Raw genomic sequence first — 20,268 nt, forward strand, 5'->3', positions numbered from 1 at the left:
TTGTTATTACTGGATATTAATCTTTCTCTCTTAATTCCGTCAAAAAATTAATCTTCAAAACATCATACAAAGAATGTCTGCTCACCAGGATAGAAGCTATGGAAGATACCATTCCGGCAAGCATCAGGTGGAATATCAATGAATGTCTATCCGTCATTTCCAGAACAATAATAGCTGAAGTAAACGGAGCTCTTGTAATTCCGGTAAGAAAAGCCACCATTCCGGCAAGGATCACTACATTGGTTTCATTGGGAGTTAAATGAATAATTCCTGAAATAACAGAACCAATACTTGCTCCCGCAGTAAGGGCCGGAGCGAAAATTCCTCCGGCACCTCCCGAAGTAAAGGAAAGGGCAGGACCAAGCATCCTCAGAATCGGAACATACCAGTCTTCATGTTTATCTTTGGTAAAAAGAACACGCTCCATAATTTCTTTTCCGGAACCCAGAATCTCTCTGTTGATGAAATAAGCAATGGAAGCAATAATTAAAGCACAAATAATCAGGAAAACGATATTGGCTTTATCTGTCTTCAGTTTTTTCTTCTTCCAACCGTTGATTTTAAGCATAATAACAGACAGCTGACTTGCTAAAATACCAGCAGTACCTGCAACAAGTATAATCGGAAACATCACCATTAAAGAAACATCATTGGTCTTCGGATATCCCAGATATAAATAAGATCCTGCCAATGTTTGTGCAGTAAGACCAGCAATGATGACAGCCGTAAACAAAGCGGTTTTAAAGTAATTGATATGCGTTTTAGACAACTCTTCCACAGCGAAAACAATTCCTCCAAGCGGCGTATTAAATGCTGCTGCAAGACCAGCTGCTGCTCCCGTCATAATCATGTTTTTCTTAGAAATCTTCGGCCACCATTCAGGAAGATATTCATTCACCTTTCTAAAAACAGAGCCTGCAATTTGAATCGTAGGACCTTCACGTCCTACTGCACCTCCTCCGATGACCAGGATAACTGAGGATAGGATTTTAAAGAAAATGATTTTAATACTTAAAAGATTTCTGATTTTCCGATGCTCTTTCGGGTTGGCAAGTTCTACCGCAGCCATCACCTGTGGAATACCGCTTCCTTTGGCATTGGGGGCAAATTCTTTTACCAGCCACCATGATAAAACAAATCCAATAGGAGCAATAATGAAAATCATCCATGCATGCCAGTCGAAAATAAAATTCATCAGATGTTCACCCCATGCAAATATCTGCGCATACAAAACGGCAAAGAAACCAGTAATAATGGATGCTATCCAAAAAGGAATAGCCTGAAGGAGATTGTTCTTCAGCTGTTCATTCCGGATATTATCAAAGGAATTTTTGAGGGATTTCTTTAAAAGGGTGAAAATTTTCAGCATTTGTTAATTTAGAGATGTAAAAGTACGTGATTTTTACAGAATTTATATTTCTTTCATAAACTTTGAAACTATCTCAGCATTTTCAACGGTAAGTTCCTTGGGTAAACCGAAACTTATAATATTGTTTTTGACTATAAGTTTAAAGTCTCCATCGGGAAATGATTTTATCACTTCTTTTCTCCTGTTGTCTAAAAATGACATGGTTTTGTACGGATCATTTCCGATCACATAAAAATCTTTAAAACCCTTATTATCTTTAAAATTAATGTTAAAATGACTGAAAATTCCAGCTACTTTATCCGCAAGACTCTTTTTATTGACAGAAACGAATCCAAAATCGTTGTCAGTTTTTTTTAATCCCCAAATCTGCAGCGTGTCAAGTTGGTTGTCCGCACGTGCTCCTCTGAAAGTGGTTCCGCCTTTACTGACAATAAAAAGATAAAAAGAATGGGCTTTGTTTTTATCTGTTACAAAATAACAAATCTTAGGTATAAATAATGGAGACAGGTCATCTTGCTCCGATTTGAACTGGTTATAAGGAGAGTTTTCAATATCAATCACAGAAATATCATACATTTCAAAAAGCTTATCATACACTTCAGAAATTAATTTCTCTTCTTCATTCGAAAAATCAAAAAGTTTGGTTATCATATCTTAATTTAAGTTGGATTGGAGTAAATAGTTTGTTTTAAAATTAATACTAATAACTTAAACTTCCAAGAAAGTGATCGGAATGTAAATATGGACTTATTTAAATTGTGAACATTTCATTAAATTGATATTTTATTTAAATTATATTTAAAATTAAAAATCAAATAGTATCAGTTTTTAGTGAAAAATAGAAAGTTTAAATCAAATAAAAAAATCCCGACTTTTGTCAGGACTTTATGTATTGAATGTATTTAATTTTAATTAATTTTTCTTGGCCATAAGATCTACTATTTTCTTAATCATACTAGAACCATTGGTGTTTTGAGGGTTTAGCTCAAGAGATTTTTTGTAATTTTTTAGTGCCAAAGGATAGTTTTTAGCCTTGAAATATCCTTCTCCCAGGCTGTCGAAAGCATTTCCGGATTGTGGATGCTCCTTCACATTGAGTTCAAAAACTTTAATTGCCTCATCAATTCTTGAATTCCCCATTAAGATATAGCCAATATTATTCAATGTTCCGTCAAAATCCCATTTTGGATTTTTGGCTTTGATAGCATAATAGTTTTTTTCTGCGTTTGGATTGTTGGTTTGGGCAAATCCGGCAATAATAGATTCCTCAGCGATAGAATAAGCATCAGTAAGGTTTTTATCAATGATGGCTGCAACATGATTGACAATATGATATTGGGCCGGGAAAAAATTATACCCATTCGACATCATAATAATAGCCATATTATTTTGTGGGAAAATCCTGTAGGCACTAACGTTTCCGCCAGAAAATCCGTAAGACGGAATATCATTTGCTTTACTGATCTCCCATCCATAAGCGAAAACATCTTTTTTGTTTCCATACTCAAACGTCTTCCACATCATTTCTTTTGTCTTTTGATTCAAAAAATCATTATTGCTGAGATGACTGCTCCATTGTAAAAAGGCGGGAAGGGTAATGGCTAATCCATTTCCGGAATGGGATCTTACACCGTTGTCAATGGTGTTTTTTCATATTGTTTGGTTTCATTGTTGTAATTATATTTCTGAACTCTGTTGGGGATTTGCTCAAGAGAATTTGATGAGAAATAAACCTTATCTTTTGTCGCAGAAAATTGATTGTTAATAATAAAATTATCGAAAGACTGTCCTGTGATCTTTTCAATGATCATGGTAATGAGCATGTAATTTGTTTGATTGTATCTGAATTCATTTCCTGTTTCAAACTCCATTTTTTCTTTAGAAAGACGCTCAATTACTTTTGCATTGGAATCATTCGCCGGAATATCCTCGAAAGCGATAAAATTTGGAATTCCGGAAGAATGGGTCAACAGGTTTTTTACTTTTACCTCCTGCCATTCTTTGGGTAGATTTTCAACGTATTTGGAGACGTTGTCTTCCAAAGATAGTTTCCCCTGTTCAATCAGTTGAAAAATGCCAACATTGGCTGCTAATTTTGAAGTAGAGTATATCCTGAACATCGAAGTTGAACTTACTTTTTTATAATCTTCCAGGTTTTCAGTTCCATAATATTGTTCAAAAATTACTTTTCCGTCTTTTATCACTCCAAGAGCCAATCCAGGGATTTTATTGTTTTTCATGACTTCTTTCACATAGGTGTTAATCATTTTTGATTGATTGGTTTGTTGTGAAAAAGCGGTTGTGGAAATGGGTAATGCAAATGCTGCTAAAAGGATATGTTTCATTTGTTGATAGTTCAGGGTTATACTTTTCATATAAGACAATTGAGTGGTATGCTCTGTTACATTGTTAACCTTTTTTCGACAAAAAAACCTCCGATTGCTCGAAGGTTTAGTATTTAAAATCAACAAAATTACTTATCGCTGATTACTCATTACTTATATTTCTGTGTTCAGATCCCAGTTTTCAAGGTAGTCGTGAACATGTTTCAGCATCATTCCTCCTAAAGATCCGTCTACCACTCTGTGATCATAAGAGTGAGACATGAACATTAAGTTTCTGATCGCAATTACATCACCGTCTGCGGTTTCAAGAACTGCAGGCTTCTTAACGATCGCTCCGATGGCTAAAATAGCTACCTGAGGCTGTGGAATAATCGGTGTTCCCATAAGGTTTCCGAAACTTCCTACGTTAGAAATAGTATACGTTGCTCCCTGAGTGTCTTCAGGTCTTAATTTTTTGTTTCTAGCTCTGTACGCTAAGTCGTTGATAGCTTTTGCAAGACCGGAAAGTGATAACTGATCTGCGTTTTTGATAACAGGTACAATAAGGTTTCCATCCGGAAGGGCAGTAGCCATACCGATGTTGATGTTTTTCTTTTTGATGATGTTTTCACCATTGATAGAAACATTGATCATTGGGAAATCCTGGATTGCTTTCACTACAGCTTTTACGAAAATAGGCATAAACGTAAGTTTTTCACCTTCACGTTTTTCGAATACTGCTTTGTTTTTATTTCTCCATTTTACAACGTTGGTAACATCCGTTTCAATGAAAGAAGTAACGTGTGGAGCAATTTGTTTAGCTTTTACCATGTTTTCAGCGATGATCTTTCTCATTCTGTCCATTGGAATGATTTCATCACCTGCACTTACCGGAATCGTAGCTGCCGGAGCAGATACTGCAGGCTGTGGAGTAGAAGCTGCCTGTACCGGAGCGGCCGGAGCTGGCTGACTTCCTCTGTTAGCAACATAAGCTAATATATCTTCTTTTGTAATTCTTCCTTCTAAACCGCTTCCTTTGATAGATTTCAGTTCAGTTTCAGAAATTTTTTCCTGTTGTGCGATAGATTTTACAAGTGGAGATAAGTAAAGATCTCCTGAGAATTCTACGTTTGAAGCAGCTACTGTCTGTAAAGGCTCTTCAATTGCTTTTAAAGTTTCAGCATCCGGAGCAGCCGCCGGAGTTTCAGTTTTTACTTCTTCTGAAGCGGAACCTTCTCCTTCGATTTCTAAAATAGCAATGGCTTCACCTACTTTTGCAACTTCATCTTTTTGCTTTAAAATTTTTACGATTTTCCCCGAAACTGGTGTCGGAACGTCTGAATCTACTTTATCTGTTGCAATTTCTACTACGGAGTCATCCTCCTTTACGTTATCACCTTCATTGAATAACCAAGTGATAATTGTCGCTTCCATAACCCCTTCTCCCATGGAAGGAAGCAATAATTTGTATTCTGCCATTTTTGATTTTTAGATTTTGACAAATATATAAAAAAATCGGTTTTTTTATGAAATATATAATCTTAGCTGAATTCAATATAAATATTTTCTCCTACATTCAGCCCAAACAGGCTTTTAGCGCCGTTTTTCTTGCTTCCTTTATAGATGGTAAGCTCCAATAATTGACTATCATTGAAGATTGCAGCAGACTGCCCATGGAATTCTGTCTCCCTTTCCCAGTCTGAAACCACTTCTGTATGGCTGGAAAATACTCTTGAAAGACTTAAATTCCTGAATTTTATAGTAAAACCGTTGTAGCCTTTACTGATATTCTCGAAAAAATCTTTGTTGATATTTGAGATTATATTTCCGAAATTATCAATATAGGTCACTTCACCAATGATCATGCCTTCAGACTCATTGTAAACTGCTCTGGGGAACATCAGCTGTTTTGCCGATTGTATTTTTCGTCCTATCACTTCAGGAAGTCCGCCATTGGCAAGATGTACCGCTGCCGGTACAAAAATGTCTGTAGAGGTAAAGTCGATGACATCATCAAAGCGGTTGTTCAGCGTAAGTTCATAGATTGCTTCTGGTTTAATATCGAAAAATATAAGGCTTAAAAGTCCGTTGTCTGCCGCCAGAAAGTAAGATCCGTCGGCTTTATAGATAATATTCCTTCTTGATTTGTGGTAAAAACTATCTACGGAAAGAATATGAATGCTTCCTTTAGGAAAATATTTATAAGCATTTCTTACAATATACGAAGTCTGTATAAGGTTGAATGCCTGGATGTCGTGGGTTATATCAATAATATTAACCTCAGGGTTTAGAGACAGAATTTTGCCTTTCACAGCAGCAACTCTGTAATCTAAATTTCCGAAATCCGAAGTAAGGGTAATAATTGACATGAGCAATTTCTAGAATAGTGTAGTATTGCAAAGTTATTTAAAATAAAAAGAACGCCCGAAAGATTGTTGAAAAGAATTTGATATAAATTTGAAAAAAAGCTTTAATTTTAAAATCTAAAAATAAAAATACTGCATGTTTGAATTAACATATGATTTGGAAGATATCGACGCAAAAATCTTCTATGGAGTTAATAACCAATATTTCAACTTAATAAAATCAAGCTTTCCAACCATTAAAATTACAGGTAGAGATCACTTTATCTTTGCCATGGGAAACCAGGAAGCATTAGACATACTGAAGCAAAAACTGAATGATATTGTCAGTTTTATCTCCAAAAACAATTCAATAGGACTGAAAGACGTTGAAAATATATTGAATATTAAAGACGAAAACGAGAAACAACTGGTATTCGATCAGGATATTATCGTAAAGGGAGTTAACGGAAAAATTATTAAAGCTAAAACAACCAATCTTAAAAAGCTGGTAAAAGAAACCGAGAAAAAGGACATGGTTTTTGCCATTGGACCTGCAGGTACCGGAAAGACATATACCAGTGTAGCATTGGCAGCAAGAGCTTTGAGAGATAAAGAAGTGAAAAGGATTATTCTGACAAGACCGGCTGTGGAAGCAGGGGAAAGTCTGGGATTTCTTCCTGGTGATCTTAAAGAGAAGCTGGATCCGTATTTACAGCCTTTATATGATGCCCTTCGTGATATGATTCCACATGAAAAGCTGGAAGGTTTCATGGAGAAAAAAGTAATTGAAGTAGCACCATTGGCTTTTATGAGAGGACGTACACTGGATGATGCGTTTGTGATTCTTGATGAAGCACAGAATACCACGCATGCACAGATGAAAATGTTCCTTACCAGAATGGGTATGAATGCTAAGTTCATTATTACAGGAGATCCAAGCCAGATTGACTTACCTAAAAATCAACAGTCCGGGCTGAAAGAAGCAATGAGGATTTTAAATGGAGTCAAAGAGATTGGTTTTGTGCATCTTACTGAAGAAGATGTGGTAAGACACCCGGTGGTAAGAAAGATTATCCTTGCTTATAATGATGAAGATAAAAGACTAAGAAACGACTAAGTCTGAATAAGTAAAAGTTTCCATTAACCTTTTGTTAACCTTAAATTGTTTAACTAAAATTTGTTAATTTGAAAAAATTAATTAGTTTTGCACACCTTAAATGTAAAAACTAATTAAACATGAAAAAACTTTTACTTGTTGCAGCGGTCGCTGTTATGGGAATTTCTGCAAACGCACAAGAATTTCGATTTGGTCCAAAAGCCGGATACTCTTACTCTACAATTAAATTAAAAGGAGACGGACAGTCTGAAACTTCAGATCCTTTACATACATTTTATATTGGTGGTATCGCTGAATATAAACTGAGTGATAAATTTGCTCTTCAGGGAGAGCTTTTATACTCTCCACTAGGAGGAAAAGTAAACGTAGCTGAAGCTGATCCGGAAGATCCGACTACTTTTTTAAATGTAAAAGCAAAGCAGACTTACCACACTTTATTAGTGCCTATTTCTGCTAAGTATTTTATCACGGAAGGATTATCTGTTTCTGCAGGAGCTAGCTTCGGAGTGATTCTTTCTGCTAAGCAAAAACTTACTGCTGATTTCGGATTCGGAATCCCGGGATTCGAGATTGATGCTAATGACGAAAGAGATATCAAAGATCAGATGAATACTTTGAATATCGCTCCATTCCTTGGTGCTGAATATGCATTAGAAAACGGATTGTTCTTTGATGCAAGATATAACCTTGGTGTTTCTAACCTTGCTAAGCATGCTGAAGGGAATGAAAAGTTGACTAACAGCTTTGTACAAGTGGGTGTAGGATTCAAATTCGGAGGAAACTAATTCTGAAAATATTATCCAGAAATAATAAAAAGCAGGACAAACATGGTCCTGCTTTTTTGTTTTGTAGTGTAACATTCATGTAAGTTCTCTATCTGATGAAAAATAATTAGTATTTTTGCGCCGTAATTCAAAGCTACTAAAAAAATGAAAAAACTATTATTACTAGGTGCTTTTGCACTTTTAGGAGGTGCTGCTCAAGCGCAGGAAGGTTTTAAAATTGGAGGACATATTGGTGTTCCCGTATCTGATGCAAGTGATGTATCTTCGTTTACATTAGGACTAGATGCTGCTTATATGTGGAATATTGCCAAAGGTTTTGATCTTGGGGTAACCACAGGATATTCTCATTTCTTCGGAAAAGATCATTTTGATGATTTCGGGTTTGTTCCGGTAGCCGTTTCTGGTAAATACAGATTCTCTGGAGCGCCTATCTTTGTTGGTTTAGACCTTGGATATGGTATTTCTACAAAAGATGGAGTAGATGGAGGTTTCTATGCACAGCCTAAATTTGGATACCAAATGTCTAAAGGAGAGTTGTACATTGGTTACCAATCTATCAGCAACAAGCGTGATCTTCCAGGATGGGGAAGCTATAGCTGGAATGTAGGAGCTGTTAACCTTGGTTATAATTTCTTTATTAAATAAGAAAGTAATTGCATATTGGAACTCCGGCCGAAGGCCGGAGTTCTTTTTTTGATAGCTTATAAATGTACTGTATGGATCTGTTATCAGAAAGGTTTGATATAACAAGCGTACAACGATTAGAAAATGGTGAAAATATCATTGAATATAAACAAATGTTTAAATTTTAAGAGATAATAACTTATATATTAGTGTTTTAGGTTAATTAATTTTAGCGTTTCCCCTGAATTCATGGGCTTTTACAAAAAAATGAAAAATTTGAAAAAGTAAATATATTTAAGTCTTGTTGAAAAAATGGAGTTTTTTTATTCATAATATTGTGAAAAACTCAACAACTTCTCTTAAGTATGATTTATTATTACAAAACCCTAAATTTTAACAATGATATTAATCACATTAACAAATTTTAATATTCGTGGTAGCCACTGTAAATTTGCCCACAGAAAGTATTAAAATTTTTTAAAATGAAAAAATATTATTAGCGGGTGCAGTTGCACTTTTCGGTTTATCAAATGCTCAGATTGCTAAAGGAACTACATATTTATCAGGATCTGTTGGTTATTCTCAAGTAGAATCTAACAACGGTAACGATAAAAAAGAAAACTTCAACGTATTACCTACAGTTGGATATTTCGTAAACACTAACTTAGCAATCGGATTAGGTGTAGGATACCAAACTGAAAAGAACACTGTATCTACTACTACAACTTTAGGAAACACTACAATCGTAAACGAAGGTGTAGTTAAAACTCCAGCATTCGTTGTTGCTCCATTCGTAAGAAAATACTGGACTTTATCTGACAAGTTATATTTCTTCGGACAATTAGCAGTACCAATGCAGTTCGGAAAAACTGAAACTGAAACTAGCTCTGTAGCTACTTCTGGAAACTCTGTGGTTTCAAACTCTACTTCTACTGAAGCTAAATACACTAAAATTGGTGTTACTGTGAAACCAGGTTTAGATTATTTCTTAAACAAAAACTGGTCTATCGAAGCTACTATCGGTGAGTTCGGTTATAGCAACTACAAACCAAAAGATGGTGATGCTACCAACAACTATAACTTCGGATTGAATTTATCTTCTGTAACTTTCGGAGTTAAATATGTATTTGCAAAATAATAAACAAAGCATATAGCAAGAAAGCCCTGAGAAATCCTTAGGGCTTTTTTATATATAAAAACTAATATAAAACTATGAAAAAAATAGTATTGATGGGCGCTGTTGCGCTTTTCGGCTTATCAAATGCACAGATTGCAAAAGGAACTTCTTACCTTTCAGGACAAGTAGAGTACAATCATAGTGAAAATAACGCGTATTATAACAGTGCCAGAAAGGATGATGTTATCAAAATTCTTCCTACAGCCGGATATTTTGTGGCAACTAATTTAGCGGTAGGATTGGGTGTAGGATACAAAAGTGCTGTTACAAAGTATGATGTAGGTGGTGACTTCTTCAGCAATGCGCTGGAAATAAAAGAGACCACTAATGCTTTTGTAGTAGCTCCATTCGTGAGAAAATACTGGACTTTATCTGATAAATTATACATCTTCGGACAGCTGCAGGTTCCATTGGAATTTGGCCAGGAAAAACTGGATGTAAACAGTGATGTTAACGGTGGAGATCCTCTTCTTGCCGCTTCCTTTGCCAATAAAAATAACTATACCAATATTGGCGTGAATATCAAACCGGGATTAGATTATTTCGTTAGTAAAAACTGGTCCATTGAAGCTACAATAGGAGAGTTTGGGTACAATACTTTCAAAAGAGATATTGATGGTGTTAAAAGAAATAATAGCTACAAATTTGATCTCAATTTAGCTGCCGTTACTTTTGGAGTAAAATATGTATTTGCAAAATAATACACAAAATATATACATTAGCCGACAGAAAGTCATCTTAGGCTTTTTAAGTTTAAAAAACTAATTAATATAATAATCATGAAAAAAATCTTATTGGCGTCTGCAATCGCTCTATTTGCAGGTCTGAATGCACAAACTACATTCGGTGTAAAAGCCGGTTACGCTTTATCAAAATTGAATTCCAGTGAGGGTGATTTTGAATTTGGTGGATTCGAAGCAAGTTTAAAATCCAAGTCAGGGTTTTATATCGGAGGCTTGGTTGAGCATAAATTCAATAATAAGTTTGCTGTTCAGGGAGAGGTAGAATATGCCAATCTTGGCGGAAAAGCTGAAGTTGGAATACCGGGTACAGGTATTACCTTAACTGAAAAGATGAACCTTAACAGAATTGTTATTCCTGTATCTGCAAGATATTATGCAACTCCGGAACTGGGAATTTATGCAGGTCCATATGTAAGCTTTAAAACGAATAATAAAGCAAAATTTGAAGTAAGTGGTCCTAATGCTGGTATGGTAGATCCTTCCGGACTTAAAGAAGGAGAACGCTATTTGGAAAGAGAGCTGAATGATGGTTTGAAATCTACCGATTTCGGTTTATTCTTAGGAGCTGATTATACTATTTATAAAGGATTATTCGTAGATGCACGCTATAGCTTTGGCCTAACGAATATGATCAAAAATCCTGTAGATGGTGAAACATTAAAAATGAATTTCTTCCAGTTAGGAATAGGATACAAGTTTAAATAAACATATCCTTATATAAAAAACAAAAAACTCTCAGAAATTCTGAGAGTTTTTTATGAATGATTTTGTCTTTCTTATTTTCCAAACATTCCGCCCATTCCAGGCATATTTGGCATTTTGCTCATCATCTGCATCATTTGCTTTCCTTGAGGTCCCTGCATCATCTTCATCATTTTACCCATTTGGTCAAACTGTTTCATCAATTGATTCACATCTTCTACCTTTCTTCCTGCACCTTTAGCAATTCTACCTTTTCTCTGAGTATTAATAATAGAAGGTCTTCTTCTTTCTTCAGGAGTCATAGAATAAATGATTGCCTCAATGTGTTTGAATGCATCATCACTGATTTCTACGTCTTTGATCGCTTTTCCAACTCCAGGAATCATTCCCATCAAGTCCTTCATGTTACCCATCTTCTTGATCTGATTGATTTGCTTAAGGAAATCATCAAAACCGAATTCGTTTTTAGCAATTTTCTTGTGAAGTTTCTTCGCTTCTTCTTCATCAAACTGCTCCTGAGCTCTTTCTACTAAGGAAACAACGTCTCCCATTCCCAGGATTCTGTCTGCCATCCTTTCCGGGTAGAAAAGATCTAAAGCTTCCATTTTTTCTCCTGTAGAGATAAATTTGATTGGTTTTTCAACAACGGAACGGATCGTTAATGCAGCACCCCCTCTTGTATCACCATCTAATTTAGTTAAAACAACTCCGTCAAAGTTCAAAGCATCGTTGAATGCTTTTGCTGTATTTACAGCATCCTGACCTGTCATTGAGTCAACAACAAATAGGGTTTCATTTGGTTTAATGAAGTAATGAACAGATTTGATCTCGTTCATCATCTGCTCATCAATCGCTAAACGACCAGCGGTATCCACGATGACAACATCATGGCCGTTTGCTTTTGCAAAATTGATTGCATTTTCAGCAATGGTAGACGGGTTTGTAGCGCCTTCTTCAGTATAAACAGGAACATTAATTTGTCCTCCTAATACTTTCAGCTGGTCAATTGCTGCAGGACGGTAAACGTCACAGGCTACCAATAAAGGTTTTTTATTTCTTTTTGTCTGTAAATAATGAGCTAGTTTTCCTGAGAAAGTAGTCTTACCAGATCCCTGAAGACCTGCAATAAGGATTACAGACGGTTTTCCTGAAAGATTGATTCCCTCCTGAGAACCTCCCATCAGGTCTACCAGTTCATCATGAACAATTTTGGTCATTAACTGTCCCGGAGTAAGGGAAGTAAGAACGTTTTCTCCTAATGCTTTATCCTGAACTCTTTTAGTAAGATCTTTTGCAACTTTATAGTTAACGTCGGCATCTACCAATGCTCTACGGATCTCCTTTACGGTTTCCGCTACATTGATTTCGGTAATTTTTCCTCTACCGGAAATATTATGTAATGCCTTGTCTAATTTATCCTGTAAACTATTAAACATATTTATTGTAAATTATAGGTTTGCAAAAATAAGGAATTTTTAGCATATCTAAAGTGTCCGGGACGTAATATTATATACATAAGAAAAAATGATATATATCAAATCTTATCATAATACGATAGAAAAAGTCTATTTTTGCGTTCAATTAAAATTTAGAATGAAAATCAATCCCAATATTCTTGTTGTCATTTTATTCTTTCTGACGTTTCTGGTGCACTTTTCCCTTTGGAAATTTGTTTTTCACCTGAATGAAATTGTGATCATTAAATTTTATCTTTTTCTGAGCGTCATGTTTATGATGATGATTACTCTTATTATTTTAATTAATAGAGTAGCACCGGAATTTTTAGGATTGTCTGTCATTGGTTTGATTCTTTTAAAATTCGGTTTAATGTACTTAATCAGAAAAAAACTGAACTTTGAAGTGATTCCAGGCTATAAATTTCATTTTATTATTCCCTATTTTGTCCTGACAGCCCTGCTTACATACTATGCCATCAAGCTGATTAATCATGATAAAAACAGTAAAATAATTTATTGAAACTAGAAAAAATATCATATTTTTGCACAACGAAAAAAACCTATCAATGTTTAAGAAATTCGCAGTTTTATTCTACAGTATTTTTGTATTAAACTTAGTGTCTGCACAGCACGGTGAGGCTACTGCTGGCGCAGCTCCTGCTCAAGAGCTTTCAGAGAAAGACAAAGTAAGCAAAGAAAACAAAGAGTTCATCGATCATCACTTGTTGGATGCACATGATTTCACATTGATGGTTGATAAAGATGGTCATCACATCGGTTTTCCTCTTCCTGTTATTGTATATGACAACGGTTTTCATGCTTTCATGAGTAACAAAGAAGGGTTTATGCACGGAGAACCTACTGAAGTAGACGGTTCTTTTTATGTGTTGCACCATGAGAAAATCTATAAGACTGATGCAGCTGGAACGATCACTCTTGATGATCACGGTCACCCGACGAACGAAAAACCAATGGATCTTTCTATTACAAAAAGTGTATTGATCATTTTGTTAGTATCAATCTTTATGTTAGTATTATTCGGAGGTATGGCTAAGTCTTATAAAAAATCAGTTGTTCCTACTGGAGCTGCAAGATTTTTAGAGCCGCTAATCATTTTCGTAAGAGATGAAGTTGCTATTCCAAATATCGGACATAAGTATAAGAGATTTATGGGTTATTTATTAACTGTATTCTTCTTTATTCTTTTCCTTAACGTTTTAGGACTAATGCCTTTCGGAATCAATGTTACAGGTAATATTACTATGACATTCTTCCTTGCAATCCTTACTTATTTGATTACGACATTCTCAGCTAATAAAGATTACTGGAAACATATCTTCTGGATGCCAGGAGTACCAGTTCCAATGAAGTTGATTATGCTTCCTATCGAATTATTAGGAACAATCACTAAACCATTCGCTTTGATGATTCGACTTTTTGCCAACATGACGGCAGGTCACATCGTAGTAATGAGTTTGATCGGATTGATCTATGTATTTAAGAATTTCATCGCAGGTGTTGCATTTCCATTCCTTACATTAGTAATTTATTTACTAGAAGTTTTGGTAGCATTCCTACAGGCTTATATCTTCACAATGTTATCAGCTTTGTTTATCGGAATGGCAGTACAAGAGCATGAGCACGAACATCATGCTGCTCACTAATTGGAATTATAAATTAAAGTAAAACAAATTTTTTAAAATTATATATTATGGAAATCCCTAAAATTGTAGGTGCTGGTATCGTAGTACTAGGTGTAGGTATCGGTCTTGGTAAAATCGGAGCTGCTGCTCTTGAAGCTATCGCTAGACAACCTGAGCAATCTGGAAAAATCCAAACAGCTATGCTTATCGCAGCTGCACTTGTAGAAGGTGTTGCGTTTGCTGCTCTATTCGCAGTAAACTAATTAAAATCAGACCATTATCTGTGACGGTTGGTTACAGATAATGGTTCTTTAAAAAAGTAATAATTATTTATACATTTATATAATGGAATTAATTCATCAGTTTTCATCAGGATTATTTATTATCCAGTCTGTAATTTTTCTAGCATTATTATTTTTGTTAGGTAAATTCGCTTGGAAACCTATTTTAACGTCTATCAATGACAGAGAAACATCTATTGTTGACGCTCTTAATCAAGCTAAATTAGCTAGAAAAGAAATGGAAACTTTAAAAGAGGATAACGAAAGAATCATTCGTGAAGCTAAAATCGAAAGAGATGCTATCCTTAAAGAAGCTAGAGAAATTAAAGACAGAATCGTAGGGGAAGCTAAAGATGTTGCTAAAGCTGAAGGAGACAAAATGATCGAAGCTGCTAAACAGACTATCAATGCTGAGAAAAATGCTGCTATGGCAGACATCAAAACTCAAATTGGTACTTTATCTGTAAACATTGCTGAGTCTATCTTGAAACAAAAATTAGACAACAGCGAAGCTCAAAACGAATTAGTTCAAAATTATTTAAACAAATCAAACCTTAACTAAGAATGCTTACATCTAAAGTAGCTAAAAGATATGCACAAGGTTTACTTGATTTCACAAACGAGTCAGGTCAAACGGCTACTGTATTTTCTGAAATGAAAGATGTAGTAAAGATCATGAAAGAGTCTGCGGACTTAAATAAATTTTTCATGACTCCTTACATCGATTCTAAAAAGAAAATAGAAGTAGCAAACGAAATTTTCAAAGGTTTATCTGTTTCTTCTCAGAACCTGATCAAATTGGTTATTAAACACGGACGTGAGAGCCAATTGAGAAATATCGCTCAGGAATTCATCAATAAAGTAGAAGACCTTAGTGGTGTACAGAGAGTAACGCTTACTACAGCAACTCCACTTTCTAAAGAGAACCTTGATCAGATTTTAAGATCTACCAATCTTGTAAATGCTGATTCAAACTTTGATCTGAAAGTAAATGTGAAACCTGAAATTCTTGGAGGATATGTTCTAAGAGTAGGTGACCAGCAGGTAGATGCGTCTGTGAAGACAAAACTGAACCAAGTTAAAAAAGATTTCCAATTAAATTAAGAAAAACAACCATACAATGGCAGAAATAAATCCGGCAGAAGTATCTGCGATCTTAAAACAGCAATTGGCCAACTTCGATACTCAATCAAACGTTGAGGAAGTAGGTACAGTTTTAACCATCGGTGATGGTATTGCTCGTGTATACGGGTTAGAAAACGTACAATACGGAGAGTTGGTGAAATTTTCTAGTGATGTAGAAGGTATTGTACTTAACCTTGAAGAAGACAACGTAGGTGTTGCTCTACTTGGTGAAAGTAAATTAGTAAAAGAAGGTGATACAGTAAGAAGAACAAACAGAATCTCTTCTATCAAAGTAGGAGAAGGTATGTTAGGAAGAGTAGTAGATACTCTTGGTAACCCTATCGATGGTAAAGGTCCTATTACTGGGGATTTATACGAAATGCCATTGGAAAGAAAGGCTCCTGGAGTTATCTTCAGACAGCCGGTAACTGAGCCTTTACAGTCTGGTATCGTTGCAATTGATGCGATGATTCCTGTAGGAAGAGGTCAGAGAGAGCTTATCATTGGTGACAGACAAACAGGTAAAACTACTGTTGCAATTGATACGATCATCAACCAAAAAGAATTCTTTGATGCTGGTAAACCAGTATATTGTATATATGTTGCTATCGGTCAGAAAGCTTCTACTGTAGCACAAATCGTTAAAACTCTTTCTGATAAAGGAGCTTTAGCTTATACGGTAATCGTTGCGGCTAACGCATCAGATCCAGTTCCAATGCAGGTATATTCTGCAATGGCAGGAGCATCTATCGGTGAATTCTTCAGAGACACTGGTAGACCGGCACTTATCGTTTATGATGATTTATCTAAACAAGCTGTTGCTTACCGTGAGCTTTCTCTACTATTGAGAAGACCACCGGGCCGTGAAGCTTACCCTGGAGACGTATTCTACCTTCACTCAAGACTATTGGAAAGAGCTGCAAAAGTAATCGCTGATGACGAAATTGCTAAGCAAATGAACGATTTGCCAGAGTCTCTTAGACCAATCGTAAAAGGTGGTGGTTCATTAACAGCCCTTCCAATTATCGAAACTCAAGCTGGTGACGTTTCTGCGTATATCCCTACAAACGTAATCTCTATTACAGACGGACAGATCTTCTTGGAGTCTGATCTATTCAACTCAGGGGTTCGTCCAGCGATCAACGTTGGTATCTCTGTATCGAGAGTAGGAGGTAATGCTCAGATCAAATCAATGAAAAAAGTATCTGGTACATTAAAACTTGACCAGGCTCAATATAAAGAACTAGAAGCGTTTGCTAAATTCGGTTCTGACCTTGATGCTTCTACTTTAGCAGTTATCTCTAAAGGAGAAAGAAACGTAGAGATCCTTAAGCAGCCGGTAAATGCACCACTTCCTGTGGAAAGTCAGGTAGCGATCGTATACGCTGGAACAGAAAACTTAATGAGAAACGTTCCATTGAACAAGATTAAAGAATTCCAATATGAATATATCGAGTTCCTGAAATCTAAGCACCCAGATACAATGGCTGCTATTAAGGCTGGAAAAATCGATAACGATATTACAGGTGTTCTTAAGCAGGCGGCTAACGATTTAGCTTCTAAATACAACTAAAAAATTCAATGTTTAAGGTTTGAAATATAGTGTTTTAAACCTTAAACTTTAGACCTTAAACTTTGAACCCAAATTAATGGCAAACTTAAAAGAAATACGAGGCAGAATTACGTCAATTTCATCTACGATGCAGATTACGCGTGCTATGAAGATGGTTTCCGCAGCGAAACTTAAAAAAGCACAGGACGCAATCGTAATGTTAAGACCTTATTCTGAAAAATTACAGGAGCTTATCCAGAATGTAAATTCTAGCTCTGATCCTGATCAGATTTCTGTATATGCTCAGAAAAGAGAGGTTAAAAGAGTACTATTCATCGCTGTTACTTCAAACAGAGGTCTTGCGGGAGCTTTTAACTCTTCTATCGTAAAAGAGCTTAACCTTCAGTTTCAGAACAATGCTCAGTACGAGGTTGAAGTTCTTCCTGTAGGTAAAAAAGTATATGATGCTGTAAGAAGAAACCGTACGGTATATACTAACGGAAGCACTGTTTATGATAACCTGAACTTTGATGCAGTTGCCCATATCACTGAAGGGGTAATGACCAGCTTCAGAGAAGGTAAATTTGACGAAGTGTATGTTATCTATAACAAATTCGTTAATGCTGCTACTCAGGAAGTAACTACAGAACAGCTTCTTCCAATCTCAATGCCAGAAAATACTGATTCACAGGTTGAAACAGATTATATCTTTGAACCTAACAGAGCTGAGATCCTGGATAACTTGATTCCAAAGTCTATCAAAACTCAGGTTTTCAAAGCAATCTTAGATTCAGTAGCATCTGAGCATGGAGCGAGAATGACTGCAATGCACAAAGCAACAGACAATGCTCAAGCATTAAAGAATGATCTTGTGATCTTCTATAACAAAGCAAGACAGGCTGCAATTACCAACGAAATCCTGGAAATTGTTTCCGGAGCAGAAGCTTTGAAAAATTCATAAAGAATTATTCTACTATACAAATAAAGCACCGAAATTATCGGTGCTTTTTTATTTAAATAAGGTGAAAACCGCTGTTTACTGCCCAAAAATCTTTCTTTTTCAGGAAAACGGATTTCTGTTCCAATTATTTTTTTATTGAAAAAGAATAGTGTTTTATCGCTCCGTTTTTCTCTTACAAAAATCATCAATCGAAATAATCAATCCCTGATTCAGGCAGGTTATTTTTATTTTACATATCTTTGTACCTAATAAAATTTATACAACCTCTAAATGGACTCGGACATAGTCAGGCTTTTGCTGGCCTTATTTCTTGTTTTACTAAATGGCTTCTTCGTAGCCGCAGAATTTTCAATTGTTAAAGTTCGTTACTCACAAATTCAGTTAAAAGCCGCAGAAGGCAATTCTATGGCTAAACAGGCAGAACATATCATTAAGCATCTTGATGAATATCTTTCCGCCACACAATTAGGAATTACATTGGCATCCCTTGCCCTTGGTTGGGTAGGAGAAAGTGCTCTGCATCATATTGTTGAAAATATTTTCACTTCTTTAAATGTTAATCTTACTCAGACAACGATTACGACCATTTCGGTCGCTACAAGTTTCGTATTGATTACCATTATGCACATTGTATTTGGCGAGCTTATCCCAAAATCAATCGCCATCAGAAAATCAGAGGCGACTACAATGGCAACAGCAGTTCCGTTGAGAGTGTTTTACACGATTTTTAAACCATTTATCTGGTTGATGAACTCGATGTCGAATGGTTTCTTAAGATTGATAAAAATTCACCCTGCTTCCGAACAGGAAATTCACTCTACAGAAGAACTTCAGCTTTTGGTAAAACAAAGTGCAGACAGTGGTGAGATTGAAGAAGAGAACTATGAAATCATTAAAAATGCATTTGATTTTACAGATCACTCTGCCAAGCAGATCATGGTTCCAAGACAGAATATTACTTCCATAGACTTTGAAGAAGACGTTAATGATATTATCAATAAGATTATGGATAGTGGTTACTCCCGTATTCCTGTTTATATTGATTCTATCGACAATGTAATCGGAATTTTCTATACAAAGGAAATTATAAGAGAATTTGTGAAGAGAAAAGGAGATCTGGATCATGAAGACCTTAAAGACTTAATGCGTGATGCCTTCTTCGTGGTGGAAAGCAAAAAAGTTTCTGACTTACTGAAAACGTTCCAGCTTAAGAAGCAGCATATCGCTATTGTTATTGATGAATTTGGAGGAACTGAAGGAATTATCACATTAGAAGACATCCTTGAGGAATTGGTAGGAGAAATTCAGGATGAAGAAGATGATGAAGAAAAAATTGTTGATAAAATAGCGGATAATACCTATTGGGTGCAGGCTACACAGCCTTTGGACGAAATCAACGAATTTCTGCCTAAAAGACTTCCTCTTTCCGAAGAAAGTGAGTACAATTCATTAGCCGGATTTATTCTTTATGAATTGGAAGAAATTCCCGAAGAAAATCAGGAATTTGATCTTGAAGACTATCACTTCAAAATTCTGAAGATGAATAACAAGAGTGTGGAACTTGTAGAATTAATTTATCAGGAGCCTAATGCCATTGATAATCTGGCAGACAAAATAGGGGAAGTTTAAAAGAATTAGAATGAATTTTTATAACAGCATAAAAGATTACGAAAACCCGAAACGTCAGTACGAAGAAGAAGTTCTTGTTTTAGATGATACGGATGAAGTTTACAAACTGGTACTGCACAACGATGATGTTCATACATTTGATTATGTAATAGACTGCCTGATCGAGATATGCAAACATAGTCTGGAACAGGCTGAGCAATGCACTATTTTGGTTCATTACAAAGGCAAGTGTACCGTAAAAACAGGCTCAATGGATGTTTTGAAGCCTATGCATGAAAAATTAATTTCACGCGAATTAACAAGCGAAATCGTATAAAATAAAATCCGGCAAATTATGGACTGCCCCCAAAAAGTTAGACGCTTTTTAGGGGCATTTTTTATGTATAGAAAAGAAAAATTTAGCATTGCTTTCAAATTAGAATGCATTGAACTTC

General features: G+C 35.6%; 22 protein-coding genes. 15 read left to right on the forward strand and 7 right to left on the reverse strand.

Translation table 11 applies throughout. The features are described from left to right. Positions 1-16: 16 nt before the first annotated feature. The 6 genes from BOQ62_RS12745 to BOQ62_RS12765 all read right to left on the reverse strand — a co-directional run bounded on the left by BOQ62_RS12745 (position 17) and on the right by BOQ62_RS12765 (position 6,062). On the reverse strand, positions 17-1,369 hold the full coding sequence (locus tag BOQ62_RS12745) for a chloride channel protein (protein ID WP_129040008.1): 1,353 nt from the start codon (positions 1,367-1,369) through the stop codon (positions 17-19). A gap of 42 nt (positions 1,370-1,411) precedes the next feature. Next, a complete protein-coding gene (locus BOQ62_RS12750) occupies positions 1,412-2,020 on the reverse strand; it encodes a hypothetical protein (protein ID WP_129040010.1) in 609 nt (202 codons plus the stop codon). 261 nt (positions 2,021-2,281) lie between these two features. Then, positions 2,282-2,893, reverse strand: a complete 612-nt coding sequence (locus BOQ62_RS23270; protein ID WP_262708336.1) for a tetratricopeptide repeat protein — start codon at positions 2,891-2,893, stop codon at positions 2,282-2,284. 101 nt (positions 2,894-2,994) lie between these two features. Continuing rightward, positions 2,995-3,744: a serine hydrolase domain-containing protein gene (locus tag BOQ62_RS23275; protein WP_228414060.1), complete on the reverse strand. Its 750-nt coding sequence runs from the start codon at positions 3,742-3,744 to the stop codon at positions 2,995-2,997. A gap of 123 nt (positions 3,745-3,867) precedes the next feature. After that, positions 3,868-5,172 carry a dihydrolipoamide acetyltransferase family protein gene (locus BOQ62_RS12760; protein WP_129040012.1) on the reverse strand — a complete coding sequence of 435 codons (1,305 nt, stop codon included), beginning with the start codon at positions 5,170-5,172 and terminating at the stop codon, positions 3,868-3,870. Between the two features lie 62 nt (positions 5,173-5,234). Continuing rightward, entirely contained in the window at positions 5,235-6,062 is an 828-nt protein-coding gene (locus BOQ62_RS12765; RefSeq protein ID WP_129040014.1) for an S-adenosyl-l-methionine hydroxide adenosyltransferase family protein, read from the reverse strand. A 133-nt stretch (positions 6,063-6,195) separates the two neighbouring features. Between BOQ62_RS12765 and BOQ62_RS12770 the strand changes: the two genes are divergently transcribed. The 6 genes from BOQ62_RS12770 (at position 6,196) to BOQ62_RS12795 (ending at position 11,189) form a co-directional block, all read left to right on the forward strand. Beyond that, complete coding sequence (locus BOQ62_RS12770) at positions 6,196-7,155, forward strand: PhoH family protein (RefSeq protein WP_129040016.1); 960 nt, start codon at positions 6,196-6,198, stop codon at positions 7,153-7,155. A 119-nt stretch (positions 7,156-7,274) separates the two neighbouring features. Then, complete coding sequence (locus BOQ62_RS12775) at positions 7,275-7,940, forward strand: porin family protein (protein WP_129040018.1); 666 nt, start codon at positions 7,275-7,277, stop codon at positions 7,938-7,940. A gap of 144 nt (positions 7,941-8,084) precedes the next feature. Further along, positions 8,085-8,585: a hypothetical protein gene (locus BOQ62_RS12780; RefSeq protein ID WP_129040020.1), complete on the forward strand. Its 501-nt coding sequence runs from the start codon at positions 8,085-8,087 to the stop codon at positions 8,583-8,585. 517 nt (positions 8,586-9,102) lie between these two features. Then, positions 9,103-9,702, forward strand: a complete 600-nt coding sequence (locus BOQ62_RS12785; RefSeq protein WP_262708338.1) for a porin family protein — start codon at positions 9,103-9,105, stop codon at positions 9,700-9,702. A 74-nt stretch (positions 9,703-9,776) separates the two neighbouring features. Then, positions 9,777-10,442 (forward strand): outer membrane beta-barrel protein, encoded by a 666-nt coding sequence (locus BOQ62_RS12790; RefSeq protein WP_129040023.1) that lies wholly within the window; start codon positions 9,777-9,779, stop codon positions 10,440-10,442. Between the two features lie 78 nt (positions 10,443-10,520). Further along, entirely contained in the window at positions 10,521-11,189 is a 669-nt protein-coding gene (locus BOQ62_RS12795; protein ID WP_129040025.1) for a porin family protein, read from the forward strand. 71 nt (positions 11,190-11,260) lie between these two features. Here the strand turns inward: BOQ62_RS12795 and ffh are convergent, their stop codons facing one another. Continuing rightward, entirely contained in the window at positions 11,261-12,622 is a 1,362-nt protein-coding gene (ffh, locus tag BOQ62_RS12800) for a signal recognition particle protein (RefSeq protein WP_129040027.1), read from the reverse strand. 157 nt (positions 12,623-12,779) lie between these two features. On the opposite strand from ffh, the gene BOQ62_RS12805 reads away from it, so the two are divergent. The 9 genes from BOQ62_RS12805 to BOQ62_RS12845 all read left to right on the forward strand — a co-directional run bounded on the left by BOQ62_RS12805 (position 12,780) and on the right by BOQ62_RS12845 (position 20,150). Then, a complete protein-coding gene (locus BOQ62_RS12805) occupies positions 12,780-13,163 on the forward strand; it encodes a hypothetical protein (protein ID WP_129040029.1) in 384 nt (127 codons plus the stop codon). A 46-nt stretch (positions 13,164-13,209) separates the two neighbouring features. After that, the gene (gene atpB, locus BOQ62_RS12810; RefSeq protein ID WP_129040031.1) at positions 13,210-14,307 is read left to right on the forward strand and encodes a F0F1 ATP synthase subunit A; all 1,098 of its coding nucleotides are present in this window, start codon (positions 13,210-13,212) and stop codon (positions 14,305-14,307) included. A gap of 47 nt (positions 14,308-14,354) precedes the next feature. Then, a complete protein-coding gene (gene atpE / locus BOQ62_RS12815; protein WP_002979108.1) occupies positions 14,355-14,549 on the forward strand; it encodes an ATP synthase F0 subunit C in 195 nt (64 codons plus the stop codon). 82 nt (positions 14,550-14,631) lie between these two features. Next, the gene (locus tag BOQ62_RS12820; protein ID WP_034695422.1) at positions 14,632-15,129 is read left to right on the forward strand and encodes a F0F1 ATP synthase subunit B; all 498 of its coding nucleotides are present in this window, start codon (positions 14,632-14,634) and stop codon (positions 15,127-15,129) included. A 2-nt stretch (positions 15,130-15,131) separates the two neighbouring features. Further along, positions 15,132-15,671 (forward strand): ATP synthase F1 subunit delta, encoded by a 540-nt coding sequence (gene atpH / locus BOQ62_RS12825; protein ID WP_129040033.1) that lies wholly within the window; start codon positions 15,132-15,134, stop codon positions 15,669-15,671. Between the two features lie 16 nt (positions 15,672-15,687). After that, positions 15,688-17,265, forward strand: coding sequence for a F0F1 ATP synthase subunit alpha (atpA, locus tag BOQ62_RS12830; RefSeq protein ID WP_129040035.1), 1,578 nt, complete (start codon positions 15,688-15,690; stop codon positions 17,263-17,265). A gap of 76 nt (positions 17,266-17,341) precedes the next feature. Beyond that, positions 17,342-18,205 (forward strand): ATP synthase F1 subunit gamma, encoded by an 864-nt coding sequence (atpG, locus tag BOQ62_RS12835; protein WP_129040037.1) that lies wholly within the window; start codon positions 17,342-17,344, stop codon positions 18,203-18,205. Positions 18,206-18,475: 270 nt separating this feature from the next. Beyond that, the gene (locus tag BOQ62_RS12840; protein ID WP_129040039.1) at positions 18,476-19,834 is read left to right on the forward strand and encodes a hemolysin family protein; all 1,359 of its coding nucleotides are present in this window, start codon (positions 18,476-18,478) and stop codon (positions 19,832-19,834) included. 10 nt (positions 19,835-19,844) lie between these two features. Next, positions 19,845-20,150 carry an ATP-dependent Clp protease adaptor ClpS gene (locus BOQ62_RS12845; RefSeq protein WP_129040042.1) on the forward strand — a complete coding sequence of 102 codons (306 nt, stop codon included), beginning with the start codon at positions 19,845-19,847 and terminating at the stop codon, positions 20,148-20,150. Positions 20,151-20,268 lie beyond the last annotated feature (118 nt).

It is taken from the genome of Chryseobacterium sp. CH21 (assembly GCF_004119445.1).
GTDB lineage: Bacteria > Bacteroidota > Bacteroidia > Flavobacteriales > Weeksellaceae > Chryseobacterium.